At 45.5% G+C, this 22,921-nt stretch carries 13 protein-coding genes; 6 read left to right on the top strand and 7 right to left on the bottom strand.

The window, feature by feature from the left end:
* Positions 1–154: 154 nt before the first annotated feature.
* From yghU to AB4482_RS16415, 3 genes are all read left to right on the top strand, one after another.
* A complete protein-coding gene (gene yghU, locus AB4482_RS16405) occupies positions 155–1,012 on the top strand; it encodes a glutathione-dependent disulfide-bond oxidoreductase (protein WP_372111645.1) in 858 nt (285 codons plus the stop codon).
* Between the two features lie 276 nt (positions 1,013–1,288).
* Complete coding sequence (locus AB4482_RS16410; RefSeq protein ID WP_372181213.1) at positions 1,289–5,776, top strand: SslE/AcfD family lipoprotein zinc metalloprotease; 4,488 nt, start codon at positions 1,289–1,291, stop codon at positions 5,774–5,776.
* A gap of 204 nt (positions 5,777–5,980) precedes the next feature.
* Positions 5,981–6,304 (top strand): DOPA 4,5-dioxygenase family protein, encoded by a 324-nt coding sequence (locus AB4482_RS16415; protein WP_017060873.1) that lies wholly within the window; start codon positions 5,981–5,983, stop codon positions 6,302–6,304.
* 165 nt (positions 6,305–6,469) lie between these two features.
* Here AB4482_RS16415 and fruA read toward each other — a convergent pair whose 3' ends face one another.
* The 3 genes from fruA to fruB are packed head-to-tail and all read right to left on the bottom strand — an operon-like array spanning position 6,470 to position 10,366.
* Positions 6,470–8,230, bottom strand: coding sequence for a PTS fructose transporter subunit IIBC (gene fruA / locus AB4482_RS16420; RefSeq protein ID WP_372181214.1), 1,761 nt, complete (start codon positions 8,228–8,230; stop codon positions 6,470–6,472).
* Between the two features lie 15 nt (positions 8,231–8,245).
* Positions 8,246–9,223 carry a 1-phosphofructokinase gene (gene pfkB / locus AB4482_RS16425; RefSeq protein WP_372155165.1) on the bottom strand — a complete coding sequence of 326 codons (978 nt, stop codon included), beginning with the start codon at positions 9,221–9,223 and terminating at the stop codon, positions 8,246–8,248.
* Positions 9,224–9,232: 9 nt separating this feature from the next.
* Positions 9,233–10,366, bottom strand: a complete 1,134-nt coding sequence (gene fruB, locus AB4482_RS16430; RefSeq protein WP_017067036.1) for a fused PTS fructose transporter subunit IIA/HPr protein — start codon at positions 10,364–10,366, stop codon at positions 9,233–9,235.
* A 385-nt stretch (positions 10,367–10,751) separates the two neighbouring features.
* On the opposite strand from fruB, the gene cra reads away from it, so the two are divergent.
* Entirely contained in the window at positions 10,752–11,756 is a 1,005-nt protein-coding gene (gene cra, locus AB4482_RS16435; protein WP_136982142.1) for a catabolite repressor/activator, read from the top strand.
* 33 nt (positions 11,757–11,789) lie between these two features.
* Here the strand turns inward: cra and AB4482_RS16440 are convergent, their stop codons facing one another.
* From AB4482_RS16440 to nirB, 4 genes are all read right to left on the bottom strand, one after another.
* Positions 11,790–13,580, bottom strand: coding sequence for a bifunctional protein-serine/threonine kinase/phosphatase (locus tag AB4482_RS16440; protein WP_136982141.1), 1,791 nt, complete (start codon positions 13,578–13,580; stop codon positions 11,790–11,792).
* A gap of 167 nt (positions 13,581–13,747) precedes the next feature.
* On the bottom strand, positions 13,748–15,217 hold the full coding sequence (locus tag AB4482_RS16445) for a NarK family nitrate/nitrite MFS transporter (protein WP_372181217.1): 1,470 nt from the start codon (positions 15,215–15,217) through the stop codon (positions 13,748–13,750).
* A 142-nt stretch (positions 15,218–15,359) separates the two neighbouring features.
* On the bottom strand, positions 15,360–15,704 hold the full coding sequence (nirD, locus tag AB4482_RS16450; RefSeq protein WP_372181219.1) for a nitrite reductase small subunit NirD: 345 nt from the start codon (positions 15,702–15,704) through the stop codon (positions 15,360–15,362).
* Positions 15,705–15,762: 58 nt separating this feature from the next.
* Entirely contained in the window at positions 15,763–18,345 is a 2,583-nt protein-coding gene (gene nirB / locus AB4482_RS16455) for a nitrite reductase large subunit NirB (RefSeq protein ID WP_048608691.1), read from the bottom strand.
* Between the two features lie 472 nt (positions 18,346–18,817).
* Between nirB and AB4482_RS16460 the strand changes: the two genes are divergently transcribed.
* Both AB4482_RS16460 and AB4482_RS16465 read left to right on the top strand, forming a co-directional pair.
* Positions 18,818–21,415, top strand: a complete 2,598-nt coding sequence (locus AB4482_RS16460; protein WP_372181221.1) for a molybdopterin oxidoreductase family protein — start codon at positions 18,818–18,820, stop codon at positions 21,413–21,415.
* A 329-nt stretch (positions 21,416–21,744) separates the two neighbouring features.
* The gene (locus tag AB4482_RS16465; protein WP_372130796.1) at positions 21,745–22,335 is read left to right on the top strand and encodes a hypothetical protein; all 591 of its coding nucleotides are present in this window, start codon (positions 21,745–21,747) and stop codon (positions 22,333–22,335) included.
* Positions 22,336–22,921 lie beyond the last annotated feature (586 nt).

A 22,921-nucleotide genomic window follows, 5' to 3' on the forward strand; every position in this document is an offset into this window, starting at 1 on the left:
GACTTACCTTCTACACACTAACGCTTAAGCGGGTTATGTCTTTCTGGAATAAGCCATGCTTAACAGTTTGAAAATAAATCGTATTCAGGGGTTTTAACCGCAGGCATGTGACCTAATATCAGTTTGTGAGACCCTATATTAATAAGGAAATATCATGTCAGAACAATACACTCCGCCAAAAGTTTGGGTTAACGATACTGCTGGTGGTAACAAGTGGGCAAACATCAATAGTCCTGAATCTGGAGCTCGCTTTGATAAAGAGCTTCCTGTTGGTGACCATGCTTTTCAATTGTATTCTCTTGGCACACCTAACGGTCAAAAAGTCACTATCTTGCTGGAAGAGTTGTTAGCGGCGGGTGTTAAAGAAGCTGAATATGATGCGTACTTGATCAACATCGGTGAGGCTGATCAGTTCTCTTCTGGCTTTGTTGGCGTGAATCCAAACTCCAAAATACCAGCACTTGTCGACAAGTCTGGTGACGAAGACGTGAATGTATTCGAATCGGCATCTATCTTGATGCATCTAGCAGAAAAATTTGGTCACTTCTTACCAAAAAAAGGGGCAGCAAGAACGCAAACCATTAACTGGTTGTTCTGGGCACAAGGCTCGGCACCATTCCTAGGCGGTGGTTTCGGCCACTTCTACGCTTACGCGGATGAAAAGCAAGAGTACCCAATTAACCGCTTCGCAATGGAAGCTAAGCGTCAACTAGATGTGTTAGACAAACAGCTCGCAAATAACACATTTGTGGCGGGTGACGAGTTAAGCATCGCTGATATCGCGATTTGGCCTTGGTATGGCAACCTTGTGCTAGGCAAAATTTACGATGCGGCCGAGTTTCTACAAGTTGAGTCATACACCAACGTTGTGCGCTGGGCGAAGCAACTAGAAGCGCGCGAAGGCTTCCAACGCGGCCGAGTGGTTAACCGTTCATTTGGCGAAGAGTGGGAGCAAGTACCAGAGCGCCACTCTGCAGAAGACATTGACCGAGTTTTAAAGCTTAAGCCTTAGTTCTTTTTTGAACGTGTTTTTGGCAGATATACCCTATCGGTCTTAATGTTAATGGCTAATTGAAACGCCATATCTCAATCGAGATATGGCGTTTTTCCGTTTTAAGGTAGGGAGAGGTTTTGTAATTGGAATGAGAGCCTCAATTATCATTTTGTTTTTCTTATTCAATCGCTTATGAGTAATGGTCTTTGTGGTTAAGACAAAAAACAATAGTCATCGAGGTGGAGTAAATCTATAAGATAACGGTCCACTTTAAATTACGACTAACTTCGCTCAATGAAAAAAAACTTAATTGCGTTGGCTATCATATCCACGGCTCTTTTAGGGTGTAATCACGACTCACTAAGCTATAGTGGTGGCCCTGATACGGCTCCTCCAACAGATATTGTACCACCAACGGACATTCTTCCTCCGACAGATATTGTTCCACCAACGGATATTCTTCCGCCGACTGACATTATTCCACCAACAGATATTATTCCCCCAACAACTTACATCGGTTCACTGTTGTCGAGCGGGGCGTTTGTTTCTGGAGATGTGTACTGTGACGGCATTCATCTTGAAAACGGAACGTTCAGTGTAAAACAAGGCGTGAGTTTTAGTTGTACCTTGGGTCACCTTACTTTAGGTGATTTCACGGCTCCTTTCCCCGAAGTCACAGAAAGCACGATTTCAAATGATGCGCTTCATGCGGCATTTGAGTTGACAGAATTACATGGAGACAACGTTACCAAGGTACTCGAATCAATTGATGTTTGTGAGACTGAAAGTGCTATCTGTTTAAAAGAACTGGATGCTTTTGATATTGAAGGTGTGTTCTCGCAGCTTGATGATCAAGATGCTGTCGATGCGTACTTTTCATCGAAAGAAGAGGAGTCTACAGATGAAGTAGGTAAGGCTCCTAGTTCACACGTAGACACAACTGTTGTTCCTGCGGTTGACCCTAATGCGGACAATAACCTTAACGCTGGTTTTGTTTCTGCAGACGCGGAGTCTACCTATGCTTATAAGCCAAGTGTTGAAGGTAAGGTGTTAACTCGCAGTAAGCTTACAGACGCTAATGGTACGCCGATTTCTGGGATCAGTTTCTTTTCGGCTAACGCGACGGGCGTGACGGATGAAGAGGGAGTCTTTGAGTACCTGTGGGGCGACAGAATCGTTTTTGGTATTGATACGTTTGAGTTTGGCTCCATTACGGGTAATCAGATTGCTTATAAATTGTCTGATGTGACCAATAATGTGGTTGAGAAAGCGAATATCCAGTCATTACTAGAGCGCTACGCGCTTGATCATGTAAGTCATTATGAGATATCTGAAGAAGTCCAAGGTACCTTTTCAAAGTACCCTAACGTTATAAATGAACTGATCAACCTAACTCTGCCAAATGGGGGATTAATAGAGGGTACAGACTTTGAACTTCCTAATGAGTTTGTTGGTCAGTTTAGCCAAGGGTTAACGGCAGTAATCGATGAGCAGCTGCGCCAAACGCCTCAGTTTATGGATTATGTTCGTCAACCTGCCGTTTTATCTATGGATTCTGGTCAGTATGTTACGGAGTCTCTGCAGCAAATCTTCCACAACGTCACCACATTCCATGTTTTCAATGACAATGGTAGTTTTTACGGTGCGACGGGGTATACCCGTGGTATGCGAGCTCTGAACATATCGAACAGAGCATTCCCTGTGATGATGCCAAGAACTGATAAAAACCGTCAGCTTTATTTTGGTGAGCAACAGGCTTGGACTCGTGAAGGTAAGCCTTACATCGCACAACACCCAAGTATCTCGATGCCTCCGATTCCTTTAGTCTCTGAAGACAACGCGACTTATGGTTTCCCATTCGTTACTGCAGGCGAGATAGGCAAAGGTAAGGTCGTGTTCATGGGCAATGGCTTATATCCAAGTATTCTGTCATGCCCAGAGAATTATTGGGCTAATCGCACATTACATATCGACAGCAACAAACAACAGTGCACTGTTTCGACGTTTGAAAACCTACTACATGATGACCAAGGCAGCATGAGGTTGTTTTTCTCGAACTTGTTTGAGTGGTTCAATAATGGTTTGCCTATTGCTGGGATGAATGCAGTGACCAATATTGACCAAGCCTATTCGGCTTATCACCACTCCACAATGGGTAAGCAGTACACGTTTTTTGTTAGTCCTCAGTATGGTTTTGCGTCAGTAGAAAAGCGTGGTTCAGGTGACTTTGATGGTTTAGATGCGAGTACTACGCCGATTTTGATCCTTCAGGCATACCCACCTAAGTTGGTTCAAGATGGCATGACTAACCAGTTTGTTGCTGACTTGGATAACCCGAACTTAAACCAAGACGATATTACGGCTCTTATTAACTATGTTAATGACGGTGGCAATATCTTGTTTATGGATGCGATTCAAACGACTAATCCTGAACCTGTTGGACGCTTGGCAGATGCCGTAGGTGTATCTCTTGGTGGTGAAAACGTTACCCCGACAAACCAAGCTTTCTGCGGTAGCTCTTATTACTGCCAAGCACCTTATCCTAATCTTCACGTGAAGAGTCAAAAGGAAATGGTGGTTCTTGAGCGTTTTCAAGATAACCAAGGAGAGCCTCCATTCACGGTAAATCAAGATGGTACGGTTGAGTGGTTCAAAGATGAGTCCAAGATTAAGTTTGAGATCCCGACTTATGAGGTTACTAAGTTAGACGCTGAAGGGAAGCCAGTGCTTGATGCGTCTGGTGTAACAGTAATGGAGAAAAAATCCGCACGTATCTTTGTTGAATCGGCAGAAGAGCGTGAAGCGGCGATCAAAGAACTGCAATCTGCATTTGTTGGAACTGATCTTTGTACAAACGATTATGAATATGAATTTAACTGTATTGAGACTCGTTCTGGAGACGGTGTTACTGTTCGTGGTGCTTATCATCGCGCAGACTTTGATCGCTATGAAGTAAGTGAAGCTGTTGTTGGTAGCATGGTTAAAGCGGCGAACTTGGGCACTAACTTTACGGCGCTTTATGAGCATGAAATTTACTATAGAACAAAAGGTACTCAAGGTAAGCGTCTGTCTAACAGCGAATTGAATCAAGCGTTTGATAACCTGTCTGTTTGGATGTGGAATGACAACGCATACCATTTTGAAACAGAAATACAAGATGAGTTGGGGTTCAAGCAGGCTGTTCAGTTCCTTAACTGTTATACCGAAGACTTACATCAAACAGACACAATGGATGCACAGTGTCCTGTTGACCTAAAAGCGTCGTTAGTCGCTAATGGAATGATTCATGGCGAAGGTGAGTTATCTGGGCAGTTGAATCCTAGCTATCCATTAAATTACATGGAGAAACCTCTGACTCGTATTATGTTGGGGCGCTCATTCTGGGATCATGAAATCGTTGTTGATACCACAATGTATCCGGGTCGAACTTCGGGGGCATCTTCGTCAAGTACGGTAATGGTTCAGACCAACGGTAAAGCGGTGACGTATTCGGCAGGAAACAATCAATCGACAGGTCAGTGGGCACCTCAATTACAAGAAGTAACCATTCAAGATGGCGTGGCAGCTACGATTACTGTGATGATCGCGGATGATCTTACAGGTAAGCCGAATCACGAAACGAGTTTGAAACGCCCTCCACGTATGCAAACCAGCTTTGACTACAATGGTTCGAGCTTAACTTTCAAGGTTCCATATGGTGGCCTTATTTACATTCAACCGAAAGTAAAAGAGCTTGGTGAAGTCTCGTTTAGCATTGATGGCGCGTTAAAAGCGGCTTGGTGGAAAGAGGGACAGTGGATTAACACTATTCAATCGGCAGACGCGCCAATTGCAGAAATCGATACGGGTTCATTTATTTACACTACACCAATCAGGAATCTAGAATCCGCTGATTTGAACCAATTCGCAACAGATATGAATCGATTCGCTGAAGCGGCAAGTGACTTCTACGGGCGTGATGAGAAACAAAGCACTGGTTTACACCGTAGGTTCACTTATCCAGAACTGAATGCGTTCCGCCATCGTTTTGTGAATGACGTGCAGATTTCGATTGGCGCTGCTCACTCTGGCTACCCAGTGATGAATTCAAGCTTTAACGCAAATCGGACATACATTCCAACCAACCCTGTGAACGATTGGTTGTTGTGGCATGAAGTTGGTCACAACTTAGCATCAGCTCCTTTCCTTGCGGCTGGTAGTACAGAAGTGACCAATAACCTTCTTGCGTTGTATATGCAGGAGTTAGAGGGGCGCAATGCAAACCCTGAAATGGATCGTATTAAATCGGATATTAAGAAAGCACCTAAATGGCTAGAGCTTAATAATGAACATGCGTGGTCACATGGTGATGCAGGTTTACGATTAGTTATGTTTGGTCAGCTAAAAATCTGGGCAAAATCGAACTTTGCAATTGATGATTGGTATACACGCGGCGCAAGCCAATCTGATGTGTATGGTGAAGATGAAGGCTGGAACATGTTCAAACTTATGCACCGTAAAGCTCGAGGTGATAGAGAAGGCGACTCGAATACGAACTATTGTAGTGCTAGCGAGACTGGGCTTTCTGGTGGAGACCTAATGATGGTGTGCGCTTCTTATGTTTCAAACTATGACTTAAGTGACTTCTTTGAAGGTTGGAACGTGGGCGAAACGTCCATGACTAATGCTGATGGCACGAAGTCTTATAGTGGCGGAATTAGCTCTAAAGGTCTTAGTGCGGTTGAACAATTAAAACTAGAGAAACCAAACAACAGTCCTTTGAATGTTGATTCAATTTACTAACGCTAATTATTGCTAAAGCATTTTATAGCTTAAAAACAAACGCCACACTGAAACTACGTGTGGCGTTTTTGTTGGAATGCTCTAGAAATTTCAGCTAGATCAGTCTTCTACATGATGTTTAATACTTCGGCTGCCATTGGTTGACTGTCCTTGCTAGAGAAAGCAGGTTAAACTGTTCGCATCATAATTCTAAAGGATGGTGCCATGTACCACGGTCATATCTATTTCCCTCTGCGATTTGCAGAGCAAGCAGAAACACTGCGTCAGAAAATTTTAGCGGAACGTAAAGATGTATTAGAGGTTTTCCCATTAATACAGCGTTTGGTTGGTCCACATAAGATGCCAATGTTTGAGATTCACTTTGCGAACAAAGAGTCGGGCATTGTTGAATGGCTTGAGCAAGAACGCGGTGATATGTCGGTGCTTATTCACCCTGTAACTGGCGGTGAAGAAACTTTGGATCACACAGTACGAGCGATCTGGCTTGGTCGTGAATTGGGTGTCTTTGAAGAAACGCTTACTAGCTAATCAAATATACCAATATTGCACTTAACTCATTCCGACCGGAAAATACATGAACAATAAAAAGGCTCCTCAAATGAGGAGCCTTTGTTTTAAGGAGCCGTTTTACCAAGAAACCGGTTATCAAGAGCCTCTGGTTATCGGGCTGAACCGTTAACCAGAGTAGGGGGATTAAGCCTCTGCCGTTACTTTAGAGCCGCTCATCTTTTTAAGTGCTGCGTAGCCAAAGCCTGTTACTAGCGTACCTGCTGCAATCGCTACTAGGTACATAAGTACTGGAGAGATAGCGCCAGGAATCAGTAGTACGAATAGACCGCCGTGTGGAGCCATTAGCTGTGCACCAAACATCATTGATAGAGCACCTGTTAGTGCACCACCTGCCATACAAGCTGGGATAACACGCATTGGATCTTTCGCTGCGAATGGGATTGCACCTTCAGAGATGAAACATAGGCCAAGAACGAATGATGCTTTACCTGCTTCACGCTCGCCTGCTTCAAACTTGTCTTTCACTAGGAAAGTCGCAAGGCCCATACCTAGAGCTGGAACCATACCTGCTGCCATGATAGCCGCCATTGGTGCGTAAGTTTGCGAAGCCAGTAGACCAACACCGAATGTGTAAGCGGCTTTGTTTACCGGACCACCAAGGTCGAAACACATCATTGCGCCTAGAATCACACCTAGAAGAATCGCATTAGACGTACCCATGTTGTTTAGGAAGTCTGTCATTGCGCTCATTACGCCAGAAACAGGACCACCTACGATGTAAACCATCACAAGACCAGTGAACAAACTCGCGATAAACGGAATGATCAGGATTGGCTTGAGGGCTTCCATGGACTGTGGAAGTTGAACCTTGTCGGCAATGAATTTCGCTGCGTAACCTGCAATGAAACCTGCCGCGATACCACCTAGGAAACCTGCGCCCGTTGAGCTAGCCAGCATACCGCCAATTAGACCTGGAGCCAGACCCGGACGGTCGGCAATCGAGAATGCAATGAAACCAGCAAGAACAGGAATCATCAGTGCGAATGCAGAACCACCACCGATAGTCATCAGTGCTGCTGCCAGTGTGCCTTCTTCTTTAAACGCTTCGATACCGAATACGAAAGAGAGTGCGATGATCAAACCACCCGCAACAACCACAGGAAGCATGTGAGATACACCTGTCATCAGGTGCTTGTATACGCCTTTCTTCTCGTCAGCAGGCGCTGAATTTGAAGACGCTGTGTGTTGGTATGGTTTAGCTTCTGCGAATGCTTTTTCCATCTCTTGCTTTGTTTTCTTCAAAGCAGGGCTTGTTGTAGTTTTGTACAGCGCTTTGCCGTTAAAACGATCCAGAGGAACGTCGATGTCTGCTGCGATGATAACTAGATCAGCGTCTGCGATTTCTTGGTCTGTCAGTTGGTTTTTCGCACCTACAGAGCCGCGAGTTTCCACTTTGATTTGGTGACCTAGGCGTTTGCCTTCTGCTTCAAGCGCTTCAGCTGCCATAAAGGTGTGTGCAACGCCCGTTGGGCAAGCCGTAATCGCTACGATTTTTTTGCTGCCTGTGCTTGCTGTTGTAGAAGAGTTTGGAGAGGTGCCAGTAACTTCAACTGCAGTTTCAACTTGAGAAGCGTCTAGTACTGTTGCTTCTGTTGTCGCTTTCTCTAGAAATGCTTTTGCATCAGCAGTGCATTCCGAGATAGCCGCTTGGTACACTTTCTTACCGACAAAGCGCGCTTTATCAACGTTGGTGTTAGCTGCGATAACCACAACATCGCTGCTGTCGATAGTGTCTTGCGATACGGTTGAGTCTGGTAGAACGCTTGATTGACATTCAATAGCGGCGTTCCAACCCAGTGCTTTTGTCGCTTGCTCTAACAAGCCTGCGGCGATGATGCTGTTTGCTACGCCACTAGGGCAAGCTGTGATAATGGTAATATTCATAATAAACCTTTTGTCCTATTTGCTTGTGTCTAACTGGCTAGTTGGAGCACTAAGCGACTGTAATTGGATATTTTGTAGTACTGAATCCAGCTCTTGTTGGCTGGTGATGCCCACGCCTACCTGTGAAACTGCTAGAGCAGATAGGGCGGTTGCGAATTTAATAAGTTCTGGTTTTGGCATCTGTTGCATGTGACCCCAACATAGGCCAGCGACTAAGGTGTCACCTGCGCCTACCGTGCTTACCACTTGCATACGCGGCGGTTGAGCATGTAACCATTCACCTTGGTTTAGCCACATCACGCCTTCAGCGCCAAGTGATACCACGATGTTATCGATGCCTTTTTCACTTAGGGCTTGGCCTGCGTGTTGGCATTGGTCACGTGTTGTCAGTTCTGCATTGAATAGCTGAGAAAGCTCTTCATCGTTTGGCTTAATTAACCAAGGCTGTGCATTGATACCGGCTTTAAGTGCGTCACGGCTGCTATCAAATAGCACCTTCTTACCTAAATCGTGTAAGCGTTGAACCCAAGAAGCGCAAAGCTCAGGAGAGATGCCTTGTGGCAAGCTGCCTGCAATGACGAAATAATCGTGCGTTTCAGCAAGTTCTAATAGGGTTTCTTCGAACGCTTTAATCGCGTCAGCATCAACAGGAACACCTGGGAAGTTGATGTCGCTTACTTGGCCTGAATTCTCTACCAATTTCACGTTAATGCGAGTTGCGCCATCAACACGGATGAAGCGGTCAGTTGCGCCCATCTCTTCAAACAGTTGGCAGAACGCTTCTTCGTTATTGCGACCAAGGAAACCTGTTACGGTCACTTTCGCGCCAAGCTCTGAAAGAACTTTTGCGACGTTTACGCCTTTGCCCGCTGCATGCAGAGAGCCTTTGTTTACTAGGCTAACTGAACCTACATTTAGTGCGTCGATAGCGCCTGTCAGGTCTAGAGCAGGGTTAAGCGTTACGGTAACGGCTTTGATTTGTTTATCAGACATATCGATTCCTTAACCTTCGCCAAGGCCTGAAGCGATAGCCTTACCAATCGATTCAAGTGCTTGTGCTGCATCTTCACCTTCAGCAACAAACTGAAGCTGGTGGCCGTGTTTAACGCCAAGCGCGATGACTTTCATCAAGCTCTTCGCGTTCACTTCTTTTCCGTCGCCATCTAGGTTTGAAACGCGGATCGTTGATTCAAACTTCTTCGCTTCAGCAACTAGCATTGCACCCGGACGAGCGTGTAGGCCGTGTGCGTTTTTGATTTTGAATACTGCGCAGTTGTCATCGTCTTGAGAGGCTGTAGAAACCGCTTCACCTTTCAGAAGGCCAATCACTTGCGCTGCGTCAGCGGCTAGCAGTTGTTGCTGTTTACCTTCGAAAACCATCTTGCTTAGGTTTGCCAGAATAGATTGGTGCGCGCTGTTACAAGCAGCAAATGCGACCAATGCTTTAACTGGTGTACCTTCGTATTCACAATGGTTGGCTGTTGAAACGAAAGATACGCCAGTGCGAGTTACACCTTTGTCGCTGCCCAACAACCACAGGCCTTGGCCTAGGTGAGTTGGTGTTTTCGTTACCAGGTCAGCAACGAATGCGTTGTCTGTGCAACCTGTGTTTTTAAGTAGGCCGCCCGCAACTGCAGACATTTGAACCATGTCGCTCGCAGGGAATAGTAGCTGAACTAAAGAAGCGTCTAGGTCTGCTTCTAGCTGAACTTCGCCGTTAAGTAGGGCGATGATTTCGTCTTCTGATTTCGCTTGCTTTAATTTCTCTTCAACACCGTCAGCTGCTAGCACTTTCGTTAGCTGCTTAAGAATGCCTAAGTGCTCGTCAGATTTAGCTGCAATACCAATCGCAACGTAAACACGGTTGCCGTCTGCCCAATCAATACCTTCAGGGAAGTGGTGTACCGCAACGCCTGTCTCTTTCACTAGGCCACGAGTATCTGTTGTTCCGTGAGGAATCGCGATGCCGTTACCTAGGAACGTAGAGTTCTGGTTTTCACGGTTCAGCATTCCTTCAACGTAACCAGAGTCAACTAAGCCTTTAGCTGTCAGGTCGCCAGCAATGTTTTGGATTGCTTTGAATTTGTCTTCGGCAGTTTGGCCTAGAGTGATGTCAGATTTTGATAATTTAAGCATGGTGCCTCTTTAGCGTATCGCTTGAGAATTTGTGTATCGCTACGATTCAGTCTAGAGCAAGATTTATGGAGCTTGGCTCGTTGCTTAACTCTTTGTTTTACATTAGCTGAATCGGTTCAGCATTCAGTGTAAAAAAATTCAGCAAAGCCGATTTTGGTTTTCAAAATAGTTTTGCTGCGTGTCGTAATTCCAGTTTCGTTAACAACAAGAAGCTGAATCACGACAAATGACGCTCAATCCATTCAAAAGGATGATTGAAGTCACTTTTCAGATTTTGCTGAATCCTTTCAGCTTTTATACTGAATCGATTCAGCATATAATTCAACTAATCCAAGGATCAGAAGATTGGTTATATGATCCTACGCACAAAATACAGGTCACCCATATGACACTAGATGAGATTGCCAAACTAGCCGGTGTGTCGAAAACCACAGCCAGCTATGTGATTAATGGCAAGGCGCAGAAATACAGAATCAGTGAAAAGACACAGCAGAAAGTCATGGCAGTGGTGGAAGAGTATAACTACCGACCAGACCATGCTGCTTCGTCGCTGCGCGCTGGTAATAGCCGTTCATTTGGTTTGATTATTCCCGATCTGGAAAACAGCAGTTACGCGCGTTTAGCAAAATTGATAGAGCAGAACTCACGTAAAGTGGGTTATCAAATTTTGATTGGTTGCTCAGATGATGACGCCGAAACCGAACGTAAAGTTGCGGAAGCGCTTGTTAGCCGTCGTATCGATGCCTTGCTGGTGGCGAGCTCAATGCCAGACGCCAATGAGTTCTACTTGAAACTGCAAAACTCAGGCACGCCAGTCATCGCGATAGATCGTCCTTTAGATGATGAGCACTTTGCCTGTGTGATCAGTGAAGATTTCGAGGCTGCATTTGAACTGACGCATTCGATTCTTGATGACAGTATTCATAGTGTTGGTTTGATTGGTGCACTGCCTGATCTGAACATTTCACGTGAACGTCAGTTGGGTTTTCAAGCGGCGAATAAAGCACATACTCAACAAACAGGGTTAACCGAAAACAAGCCGATGGTTGTCGGTTATGGCGAGCACTTTGACCGAGAATCAGGGCGCGAGGTTTTTGAAGACTGGATAGCTAAAGGCACGGTGCCTGATGCGATTGTGACTATGTCTTACACTTTGTTAGAGGGTGTGTTGGATGTGATGGTTGAAAAGCCAGAGCTGATTAATCAAGTAAAACTGGCAACCTTTGGTGATAACCGACTGCTCGACTTCTTGCCTTTTAAAGTCCATTCACTGCCTCAGCAGTTTGAAGTAATTGCCGACAGCGCTTTTGCTTTGGCGCTGAATGCATCGGCTAAGCGTTACCAAGCTGGCATTGAACTCGTGCCAAGAAGCTTAGTGAAACGAGGCTAAACGCGGTTATATTAGGCTAATTCGTAAACGTATCTAGCTTGGGTTTAACAATAACCCCAGTTCTACGACCGCAACAATGCCGAGCAACAAAGCCAACACTTTCCAAAACTGGATCGGGTTTCGGTTTATCAAAGGTTGCTTGGCTTTGCTTTTCACCAAGCTTTGGTTTGGTGTGTAAAGGTCTGCCACAAAATCCCCCAACACTTGATGACGTTCGCTTGGTGATTCCGCGCAGGCTTTTTGTAATACCAAATCCACCCAGCTTGGTAAGTCAGCTCGTTTCTGTGTGATGGGTTGGTATTCCCATTGATGGTGACGAGATTGCTTAAGCGATTGTGCGGTCATTTCAGAGTAGGGTAATTCACCGGTTAGCATCTCATAGCCGATTACAGCGATAGAGAACAGATCAGAGCTGGTGGTCGCGCTGTTGTGCTTGATGGTCTCGGGTGCAATGTAATTGACCGCGCCTAATGGTGTGTCGTCCTTGTCAGTGAGCTCTCCCTCTTCAAGGCCTCTCACTAACACTGCACCAAGGTCGATGATTTTTACCTCACCATCACGTTGAATCATGATGTTTTCCGGCTTTAAGTCTCGGTGCACCATGTCTGCACGTTGCAGTACTCGAATGCCTTGAGTGATCTTTTCTAGTATGTCGCGTACTTCATTGAGTGACGGTTTTGGATTGTCGTACATCCATTGTCTTAGCGTGATGCCTTCAACCCATTCGCAGATTTGGTATAAGAATTGCGAGTTCTCTGGCGTCGGGTAAACCTTCATTACTCTCTTGTTTTTTAACAAGATCCCCGCCCATTGTTCATTAAAGAAAGCTCTGAGTTGCGAAGGGCTATCGTGATATTGAACGGAAGGGACTTTCAGCACGAACTCGGTTTGTGTCTCTTTCTGCATCACACGATACACATGGCTTCTAGATCCTGCATACAACACCTCAAGTACCATGAAGTTGTCGATACTTTGCCCGAGCTTTAAAGCGGGTGGGATAGCACGTTTAGCCAGCTTCTCATGGAACTCAATCAGCGAAGGTTTAGGCAGATGGCTGACTTGCACAATCAAGCAGCTCACGTTATCCGAGCTATTGTGGCTTAAAGCCGTGTTACAGATGGTTTGTGCCGCGTATTCGAAATCCGCTCCGGGTTTGTCGATGTGTTCCTTGAAGGTGTTGGGAGAGACAAACTCGTGCACGCCATCAGATGTCAGGATAAAGCAGTCGTTTTTCTTGATAGGCAGGGTTTGATAGTCAACGTTGAGTTGGTTGTCCATGCCTAAGGCGCGTGTTAAGTAATGCTTCTGTCCCATGTTCTTACGGGTGTGGTCGCGGGTCAGTTGGCGTAATTCTCCATCTCTGAGTAAGTAAATGCGGCTGTCGCCAACGTGGAATATATGTGCGGTGTTTGATTTTAATATCACGCTGCTGAACGTCGAAACGAGGGCATTGTGGTTCACTTGTTGTGCGGGATGAATATTAGAAACAGACGTGTTGAAGAGCCAAGAATTGAGGGACGTTAAGACCTTTTGCGCCGAACGTTGAATGCTCCAGCTTTGGGGAGTTGCGTAATAGTCGTCGATAAACTGCATCACGCTGGTGTGACTGGCTTTCTGGCCGTATTCACTGCAACTTGCCCCGTCTGCAATACAGGCAACACTGCCTTTAAACTCTTGCTCAGTACGAGTTTTGGGGTGCTTTACAATGATGGCGTCTTGATTTTCATCACGTATGCCTTTATTCGAATAACCACCAAACTTAAGCGTTAACTGGTTGTTGGATTCTGGCGTGACGACTTGCCCTTGGCTGAATGAAATTGTCATAACTGATCTTCTTCTTAACTGTTCTTCTTCCCGCTTCCTTGACAGAACATCCTAGGAAGAACAAAAGCCCTAGTGAACTTAGAGCCTTTGAACGAAGCACCTAGCATTGATGTATCCGCTAAGGTGCTTCTCCCGATTCAATAATATCAATGCTTCATAGTACAGACCTAGCTTGAAACATTAATCAGCGTGACACTGCCATCGTCGTTTACTTCGGCGATTTGACCGTTAGGCTCTTCCATGAACAGTAGAGTCACAAAGCCAAGTACCGCTGTTGCAGCAATCACTAAGAAGAAGGTTTGGTAGCTCACGAATGACAACACAGTTAGGTAAACTACTGCACCCACGTTACCGTAAGCGCCCGTCATACCTGCAATTTGACCTGTCATACGACGCTTGATTAGAGGAACAGTTGCGAATACCGCACCTTCACCCGCTTGCACGAAGAAAGAACACGCCATCGCCGCAACAACCGCTAGCCATACAGGCCATGTGCTGTCGACTTGACCCATTGCGAAGTAACCCACAGCAAGACCAATCGTTAGAATAAGCAGTGTTGGTTTACGACCGAATTTATCTGAAATCCAACCACCACCTGGGCGAGACATTAGGTTCATAAAGGCATAAGCCGATGCAACCATACCTGCAAGAACCGGTGTTAATTCAAAGGTTTCAGAGAAGAACAGTGGCAGCATAGAAACCACAGCCAGTTCAGAACCAAATGTTGCGAAGTACAATACGTTAAGTACCGCTACTTGCTTGAACTTGTACTGGTGAATCTCAGGCACTTCTTCTTTAAATACGTTCTTGTTTACTTTCCAAACTTGCGACACTTCGTACACGTAAAGTGCTGCTAAACCTGCATACACAGAGTAAACCGCCATGTCAGACAACATGTTGATGTTGCTTGGTGATAGCTTCCAAGTCAGTAGCGCTAAAGCGGCATACATAGGGATCTTCATAATAAGTAGGAAGAAAAAGTCACCCTTTGATGTCACTTCCATTGCTGTTACTTGAGCAGGCTTGAAGTAAGTCGAACCTTTTGGTGTATCTGACACGTTTTTGTAGAAGATAAACGAGAACGCTAAGCTCATTACGCCGGTAATACCGACCGCATAACGCCAGCCGTCTTCACCACCAAACGCTAGAGCGAGAGTTGGAAGTGTGAACGCCGCTGCTGCTGAACCGAAGTTACCCCAACCGCCGTAAATACCTTCTGCCGTACCCAGTTCATTGTGTGGGAACCACTCAGACACAAGGCGAATACCGACAACGAAGCCAGCGCCAATGAAGCCAAGTAGGAAACGAGCAATCGCTGCTTGAATGAAAGAGTCTGCCAGAGCAAACATAAAACAAGGGATTGAACAGACCGCGAGTAGCGAAGAGTAGACCAATCTTGGGCCGTATCTGTCGGTTAACATACCAATGGCGACACGCGCCGGAATGGTCAATGCAACGTTGAGAATAAGCAGTGTTTTGATCTCTTCAGTAGAAAGACCAAGCGACGTTTTTACCATTTGCAGTAGTGGGGCAAAGTTGAACCACACAACAAAGGTGATAAAAAAGGCCATCCAACTTAGGTGTAAGGTTTTCATCTTACCCGTAAATGAAAGCAGCGAAAATTTTGTGTTATCCATGGTTTAAATCCTTTAAATCTGGAAAATTACCCGGCTTTAGCTCGTGCGTTACTTCCGAAATTCGAACGCATTAATGTGGCTAAACCCTGTGCCGAAATTGCTCACGCTGATAAAGCGTTTACATGATGATGTCGGCGTTTAGTTAACTGGCGATAGCAAGCGGTGCGAGAACCTGAACCTGTTCTCCTTGCTTGCGAACTTCAAATTTCACAAGCTTGAGATCAGGTTGTTCAAGGCACGCGCCAGTTTCTAAGTGGTAATGCTGCTTGTATAAGGGTGAGGCTACGTAAGGCTCACCGCTTAATGAACCAATTATACCACGTGACATCACATTCGCCTTGCCGATAGGGTCGTAATTAGAGAGCCCATAAAGCGTGTCGCTGCGCTTGCAGTAAAAAATAGCCACTTGGTTATCGTCTACTTTGGCGCAAATTCCCCCGTTTGGGGTTAGATCGCTGGTGCTGCATACGGTTGTCCAATTTTCCATGACTTTCTCCTAGTCTAAAATTGAGTTTTTATTTTTTTATTGATGAACCTGATGAAATTTATGAAACCTCAGTCACTTCGATTTGGTCTGCTTTAGCGAGCTTTTCATCGCGTTTTGAATTCGAAGCATCACTCAAGCTCGGCTTAGGAAAACGCTGCTCTCGCTCTTTGATGAAAGAGAGGCTAGTGTCCATTTCTTCACTGTTGATGTAGTGCTGGAAGCGCTTCATCTTCTCAGGGTTTTCAATGGTGGTTTTCCATTCACACTGGTACTTCTCGATGTTGAGTGCGATGTCCGCTTCGAGTTCTTCAGCTACGTTGAGCTTGTCTTCAATCACGACTTGCTTGAGGTATTCAATGCCGCCTTCGAGGTTCTCCATCCATACCGATGTACGCTGTAAGCGGTCTGCGGTACGTGTGTAGAACATCAAAACGCGGTCGATGTATTTAAGGAGTGTGGTTTCGTCTAAATCAGTGGCGAATAGGTCAGCATGACGAGGACGCATACCGCCGTTACCACAGATGTAGAGGTTCCAACCTTTGTCGGTGGCGATAACACCAATGTCTTTCGATTGGGCTTCTGCACATTCACGAGTACAGCCTGAAACCGCAAACTTGATCTTGTGTGGTGAACGCAGGCCTTTGTAGCGGTTCTCAAGTCGAATCGCTAAGCCAACACTGTCGTCGACGCCGTATCGACACCAAGTGCTACCGACACAAGATTTCACGGTACGAACCGATTTACCGTAGGCGTGGCCCGTTTCAAAACCTGCATCAATCAGCTTTTTCCAGATGATAGGCAGTTCGTTAAGCTGTGCGCCAAACAAGTCGACACGCTGACCGCCCGTGATTTTGGTGTACAGGTCGAACTCTTTAGCGACTTCGCCTAAAACAATCAATTTATCTGGAGTGATTTCACCGCCAGCAATACGCGGAACTACCGAGTAAGTGCCGTCTTTTTGCATGTTGCCAAGGTAGATGTCATTGGTGTCTTGCAGCTCGATATGTTGATCTTCAAGGATGTAATCGTTCCAGTACGAAGCCAGAATCGAACCGACAGCCGGTTTACACACAGTACAGCCCAATCCGTTGCCGTGAGAATCTAACAGCTCGTCGAAGGTCTTGATTTTGTTGACGCGAATGATGTCGGTAAGCTCTTGGCGAGAATAAGCAAAGTGCTCACAGATATCGTTAGAGACTTCCACACCTAGGTTACTTAGCTCGCTATCGAGAACCTGTTTCGCAAGGGCAGAACAACCGCCACAACCTGTTGAAGCATTCGTGGTTTCTTTCAATGCAGCCATCGTGGTGCAGCCAGCTGAAACGGCCTCTTTAATATCGCCTTTGGTCACATCAAAACATGAACAGATCACAGCGCTATCAGGCAGAGCTTCAACACCCATTGCAGAGCCAGAATCATCGGCCACGTTAGGTAAAATCAATACCGATGGGTTTTCAGGAAGGGGCATATCGTTTTGCTTGATTTGCAGTAGCGAACCGTAGGCTTCTGCATCACCGACCAATACGGCACCGACAATCTTTGTGCCGTCAGCCGAGATGATCAGGCGCTTATAAACTTGTTCAATTTCATCGTTGTAGGTATACGATTGAGCGCCTTCCGTCTTGCCGTGTACTTCGCCAATACTGGCCACATCGACGCCAAGCAGTTTGAGTTTGGTGCTCATGTCTGCGCCCGTAAATGCAGCGTCGTCAGTACCGTCAGAGACAATATGCGAAGCCGCGATTTTTGCCATCGAATAACCGGGAGCCACTAAGCCGAAGATCTTGTTATCCCAAAGGGCACATTCTCCAATGGCGTAAACGTTGTCGATATTGGTTTGACAGTGATTGTTGATCACAATACCGCCACGCTCGCCAATCTCGACATCAGAGCTTCTTGCTAGCTCATCTTGAGGGCGAATACCGGCAGAGAATACGATCATATCGGTTTCTAAGTGGGTGCCGTCTGCGAAGTTCATGCGGTAGCGAGCGTTTTCTCCGTCGACTATTTCAGAGGTCGCTTTCTCGGTATGAACTTGCACACCAAGGTCTTCAATCTTTCTGCGCAGTAGGGCGCCGCCACCGTCATCTAACTGAACGGCCATCAGGCGTGGAGCAAATTCAACCACATGGGTTTCTAAGCCAAGGTTTTTGACTGCGTTTGCGGCCTCTAAGCCAAGCAGACCACCACCAATCACCACGCCAGATTTGCTGCCTTTGCTTGAAAGCTCGATGGCGTCTAAGTCTTCGATGGTGCGATAAACGTGACAGTGTTCTTGGTCGTTACCGGGAATAGGGGGAACAAAAGGGAAAGAGCCCGTCGCCAAGATTAGCTTGTCGTAACTTTCAACGTGACCACTTTCAGTGATGACTTGTTGATTGGCGGTGTCTAGCTTGGCAACCTTCTGGTTCAACAAGTAGTTCACGCCGTTGCTTTGGTAATACTCTTCACTGGTCAATGACAGGTCATCAGCGCTTTTACCATTAAAGTAAGCCGTTAGCTGAACACGGTCGTAGGCCAGCCTTGGCTCTTCACTAAAAGTAATCACATCAAACTCATCACTCTCTGATTGCAGGATGTTGTCGATAAATTTGTGTCCAACCATGCCGTTACCAACAACGACGATTTTCTTCTTGCTCATAATCCATTCCTTATTCTCGGCGTCACCATCACTAGCATCTAATTTCTAGTCGTTAGCAGATGAATACCGGGTTGAGATTCCACTCAATTCATAATCATCAAGAAAAACAAAAATGTTTTTTCTAAGTCTTGGTTTTTAGTGGAGCAAGGAGGATGCCAGATTACGTTTCGTTCATTTAAATAAAAATTAACTTATAATTTTCAGTGGTTTAAAAAATATAGGTGGCACGCAATTACCCCTAAAGTGGTATGTAAAATTTTTGTTAGATTTATATAAATGAGCGTTTGTGGTGCAACTTTCAGCAAGATGGTGCAAAAATTAAGTTTCTATCTTGGTTAAGTTCTAATTGGTTCATTGCTGATATTTGTGTTTTTATTAAGTTGTTGTTTTTAAATTAAATTACTTACTATTCATCAACTGCTATTAAGTGGCGTGTTATTTGCTTGTTTTCACTTATTACAATTATGGATAATTGAGCGAGAAACGGATGACCGATTCAAACAACGGCTGGATAAAATCGACCTGTGCTTATTGTGGTGTAGGGTGTGGAATAGAAGCGAGACCGACATCGCTAGGAAAACTAGAAGTACGTGGTGATAAAGATCATCCATCAAACTATGGAAAGCTATGTACTAAAGGGATTGCGCTCGGCGACACCGTCACGCCTTTAGGTCGTCTTACACAGCCTGCTCATATTCAGAATGAGCAAAAACAACAGCTGGATTGGAACAGTGCCACTCAGTTGGTCGCAGACAAATTCAATCAAACCATCGAAGAATTTGGGGCCGATTCCGTTGCGTTCTATGTGTCTGGTCAGCTCCTTACCGAAGACTACTATGTTGCCAATAAACTGATGAAAGGCTTCATCGGCAGTGGCAACATCGACAGTAACTCTAGGTTGTGTATGGCTTCAACCGTGGTCGGGCATAAGCGAGCATTTGGCGCAGACACAGTACCGGTATGCTACGAAGATCTCGAGCAAGCCGATCTAGTCGTGATTACAGGTTCCAACCTAGCATGGTGTCATCCGGTACTTTTCCAAAGATTAAGAGCCGCAAAACAAGCCAACCCTGCATTGAAAGTCATCGTCATCGACCCGCGTTATACCGATACCTGTGAAATCGCAGACATTCACTTGGCATTGGAATCAGGCTCAGACGTCGCATTGTTCAATGGTTTATTGGGCTATCTCGACGATAACGACAAGCTAGATTCAGACTATATAGAAAACCACACTCAAGGCTTTACTGAATCGATTCGATCTGCGACTCACTACCGTTATACAGAGTCAGGTTATACCGAATCAGGCTGGGGCGACAAAAGTGTTCCTGAACTTACAGGGTTAACAGAGCAGCAGCTAAAACAGTTCTACAGTTTGTTTGCATCGAACGAGAAGGTGCTGACCATTTACTCCCAAGGCGTGAACCAATCGACACAAGGGTGCGATAAGGTAAACGCCATTATTAACTGCCATTTAGCCACCGGGAAAATTGGCAAGCCGGGCATGGGGCCATTCTCTGTAACGGGCCAGCCGAACGCGATGGGCGGACGTGAGGTGGGCGGGTTAGCCAATACTTTAGCGGCGCATTTTGAATTTGGTGATCCGCAATCACACCAAACCGTCAGCGAGTTTTGGCAAACCGACAGCTTAGCCACACATGCGGGTTTAAAAGCGATTGACCTGTTTGATGCCATGAATGAAGGCAAAATCAAAGCGGTGTGGATCATGGCAACTAACCCAGTTGTGAGCCTGCCTGACAGCGAAAAGATCAAAGCCGCATTAGAGAAGTGCCCGTTTGTGGTGGTGTCTGATTGTATTGCCGATACTGAAACCACTCGCTTGGCCGATGTGGTGCTGCCCGCGCAAGGGTGGAGCGAGAAATCGGGCACCGTGACCAACTCTGAACGCCGAATCTCACGCCAACGCCGAGTGTTACCAAGCCCAGGGGAAGCCAAACCCGATTGGTGGATTCTAAAAGAAGTCGCACAAAAAATGGGATTCAAAGAGCAATTTGAGTTCCGCCACGAAGGTGAGATCTTTAAAGAGTATTGCGAGATGACAGCGCTCGGCAATGAAACAGGTAAAGCGCGTGACTTGTGCTTAATTGGACTCACGCAACTGGATGAAAAAGGCTATGGCGAACTCACTCCACAGCAATGGCCAGTACTTGAGTATCAACCTGAGATCATCGAACAGCGCATGTTCACCAATGGTGAGTTCTTTACCGAATCAGGCAAAGCGCAGTTTATTGCAGTTGAGCACGACAAACCGATTGCCGATACCAGCCTTGAATTCCCACTTATCATGAACACAGGCCGAATCCGAGACCAATGGCACACCATGAGCCGCACAGGCTTGGCGGCAGGTTTAGGTGAGCATACCCCTGAGCCTTTTGTTGCGATGCACCCAGATACCGTTTCAGAACTGAACTTGGATGAGTTTGGGCTAGATGCTTTCAACCACGCCACTATTAATCCAGTGGTGAAAGTGCGCAGCGCACAAGGGGAGTGCCAAGCCCGCTTAGTGGTGACCAAAGAGATGCGCCGTGAACAAGTCTTCATGCCTATCCACTGGAACGCACCCACCGCCAAAGACAGCAAACCATGCGAACTAATCTTGCCTCATACCGATGCCGCATCAGGTCAGCCAGAATTCAAACATACCCCAGTGATGGTTGAACCGTGTGGCTATCGCAGCGAAGCCGCACTGGTCAGTGACAAGGTGATGGATTGCAGCGGCTTTGATTATTGGGTTCGCCAAAGAGTAGAGGGCGGTTTTCTGTATCGAATATCTTCCTCTAAGAACCCAATGGAGTTGGTGATTCAGCTTGCCAACACCCTCGATGCATTACCAGAACCTAACGCGGAGGCGATCAAATCACTCCATTATCATGGCAATAAATCATTCAAGAACTACGGCTCTGCCAAGCTGGGTCAGTCTGGCGTAAAGCAAGCCTTCGTGGTGAACAGTAAGCTAGACCATCAAAGCATCGACTGGCTGGTGGAGTGCTTAACCCGAGAAGCCGATGAAGAGTTCGAAGCCGAGTTTTTGAGTACTATGGCGAAGTAGTAACTACCTCTAACCTATTAATACCAAGAGTTAAGCGCCGACAATTACGTCGGCGTTTTTGTTTGAAAACACGATATTCAAAGATATGACTATTCATTATCGAGCTGCGGTTTACTCACATATTGGGGAGTTTTCTGCATTTTGCAGAAACTATATGGAAAATTTCTGCTTTTCGTCATGTTTGATACGAAGATAAGTAGGTAAGATAATGTTATTAAATGGGTTATTAGACAGAGCCTGAACTGTTTAGATTACTAGACAGAATTGTTTCAGGGACAAAATGAAGAATTATTCTGTCTAATATAGCTGTTATGGTACATAGGGAAATTATGAGTCAATTTGATATTCTTGAAGCGTTTAAAAAGGAATTATGGGATCTAGAGAATCATTGGTATTTGTTTATAGATCTATATGGACATCAACATAAAGAACGCAGACGTGAAGTTCTTTTTCCGTCACATCCGTTATTATTTGATACCGTTAAGTTGAGGTTACATGATCATGTGCTATTGATTATTTCTAGGTTACTAGACCCTGAAAAAACTAGTGGTAAAGATAATCTAAGCTTGAAAAAACTTGTCTCAACCTACGAACCATTTTCGTCGGAGGCATCAGAAATCATTGAAACTGCACAATCTGATATCTCGGCAAATTTTACAAAAATCAAAATGCATAGAAATAAACGCATTTCGCACAATGATCTGAACAATAAGTTAAACTTCGGTTTGCCAACCGTACCAATAAAAGAAATTGAGTTGATCATTGATAGTTTAGAATTGGTGTTTAACACCATCTCAATCGACAAGAGAAACCGTAGTCATGAGTTCTTTTCTAGAAATCTAGATGACAATTATAAGGCTGGGCACCTATTGGACATCTTGGAGGCGGGGCGAAAAGCTCTTGGTCTAGATGTTCGATGAAATGTACCATACAAAGCGTTTAAGACGGATTCTCAACGCTTGGCATTCTCAGTTTGCTTTGAATTTAGTGTTTACTGCACAATAGTTTAGTAGGGTGGTCTGCGTTGCTCACCACTTAACGCGGCTACATGGATTCCCCCGGTTGTCAAACATCCGCTAAACTTATGTTGATGGGTTTTGGACTGCCGCTCTACATTCGGCCTACTTATCGACGATTCGCATACGTCGTGGCCCTGATGACTTGCGCGACTGCGGTGCCTTATTCGTTAGATGACATCTAGTGTGTCCGCCGCATTAACAGGCTCTCCGCAAGTGGTCTTAACCTATCTCCATCATTAGCGTCTGCAATGACCCGGTGGGTTTAACTCTTTATGCTGCTTAGGTTTCTACTTAAGCAGCATCATAGACAGGATCTTAAGAGCTAACTTGTTTATTTAGATAGAAAAAAGGCTTCATTTATGATCAGATAATCGTCGCCAAACAAACTACCTACATCAATAGTGAAGCCGATGACGATTATCTCCTTACAGAAGCAATTTAAGCAATTCTTTAATGCTGACACCCTCCAAAAAATGGCGAAAAGTAC

Origin of the sequence: Vibrio sp. 10N.222.55.C7 (assembly GCF_041473335.1) — a bacterium.
In the GTDB taxonomy this organism is placed as follows: Bacteria; Pseudomonadota; Gammaproteobacteria; order Enterobacterales; family Vibrionaceae; genus Vibrio; species Vibrio crassostreae_C.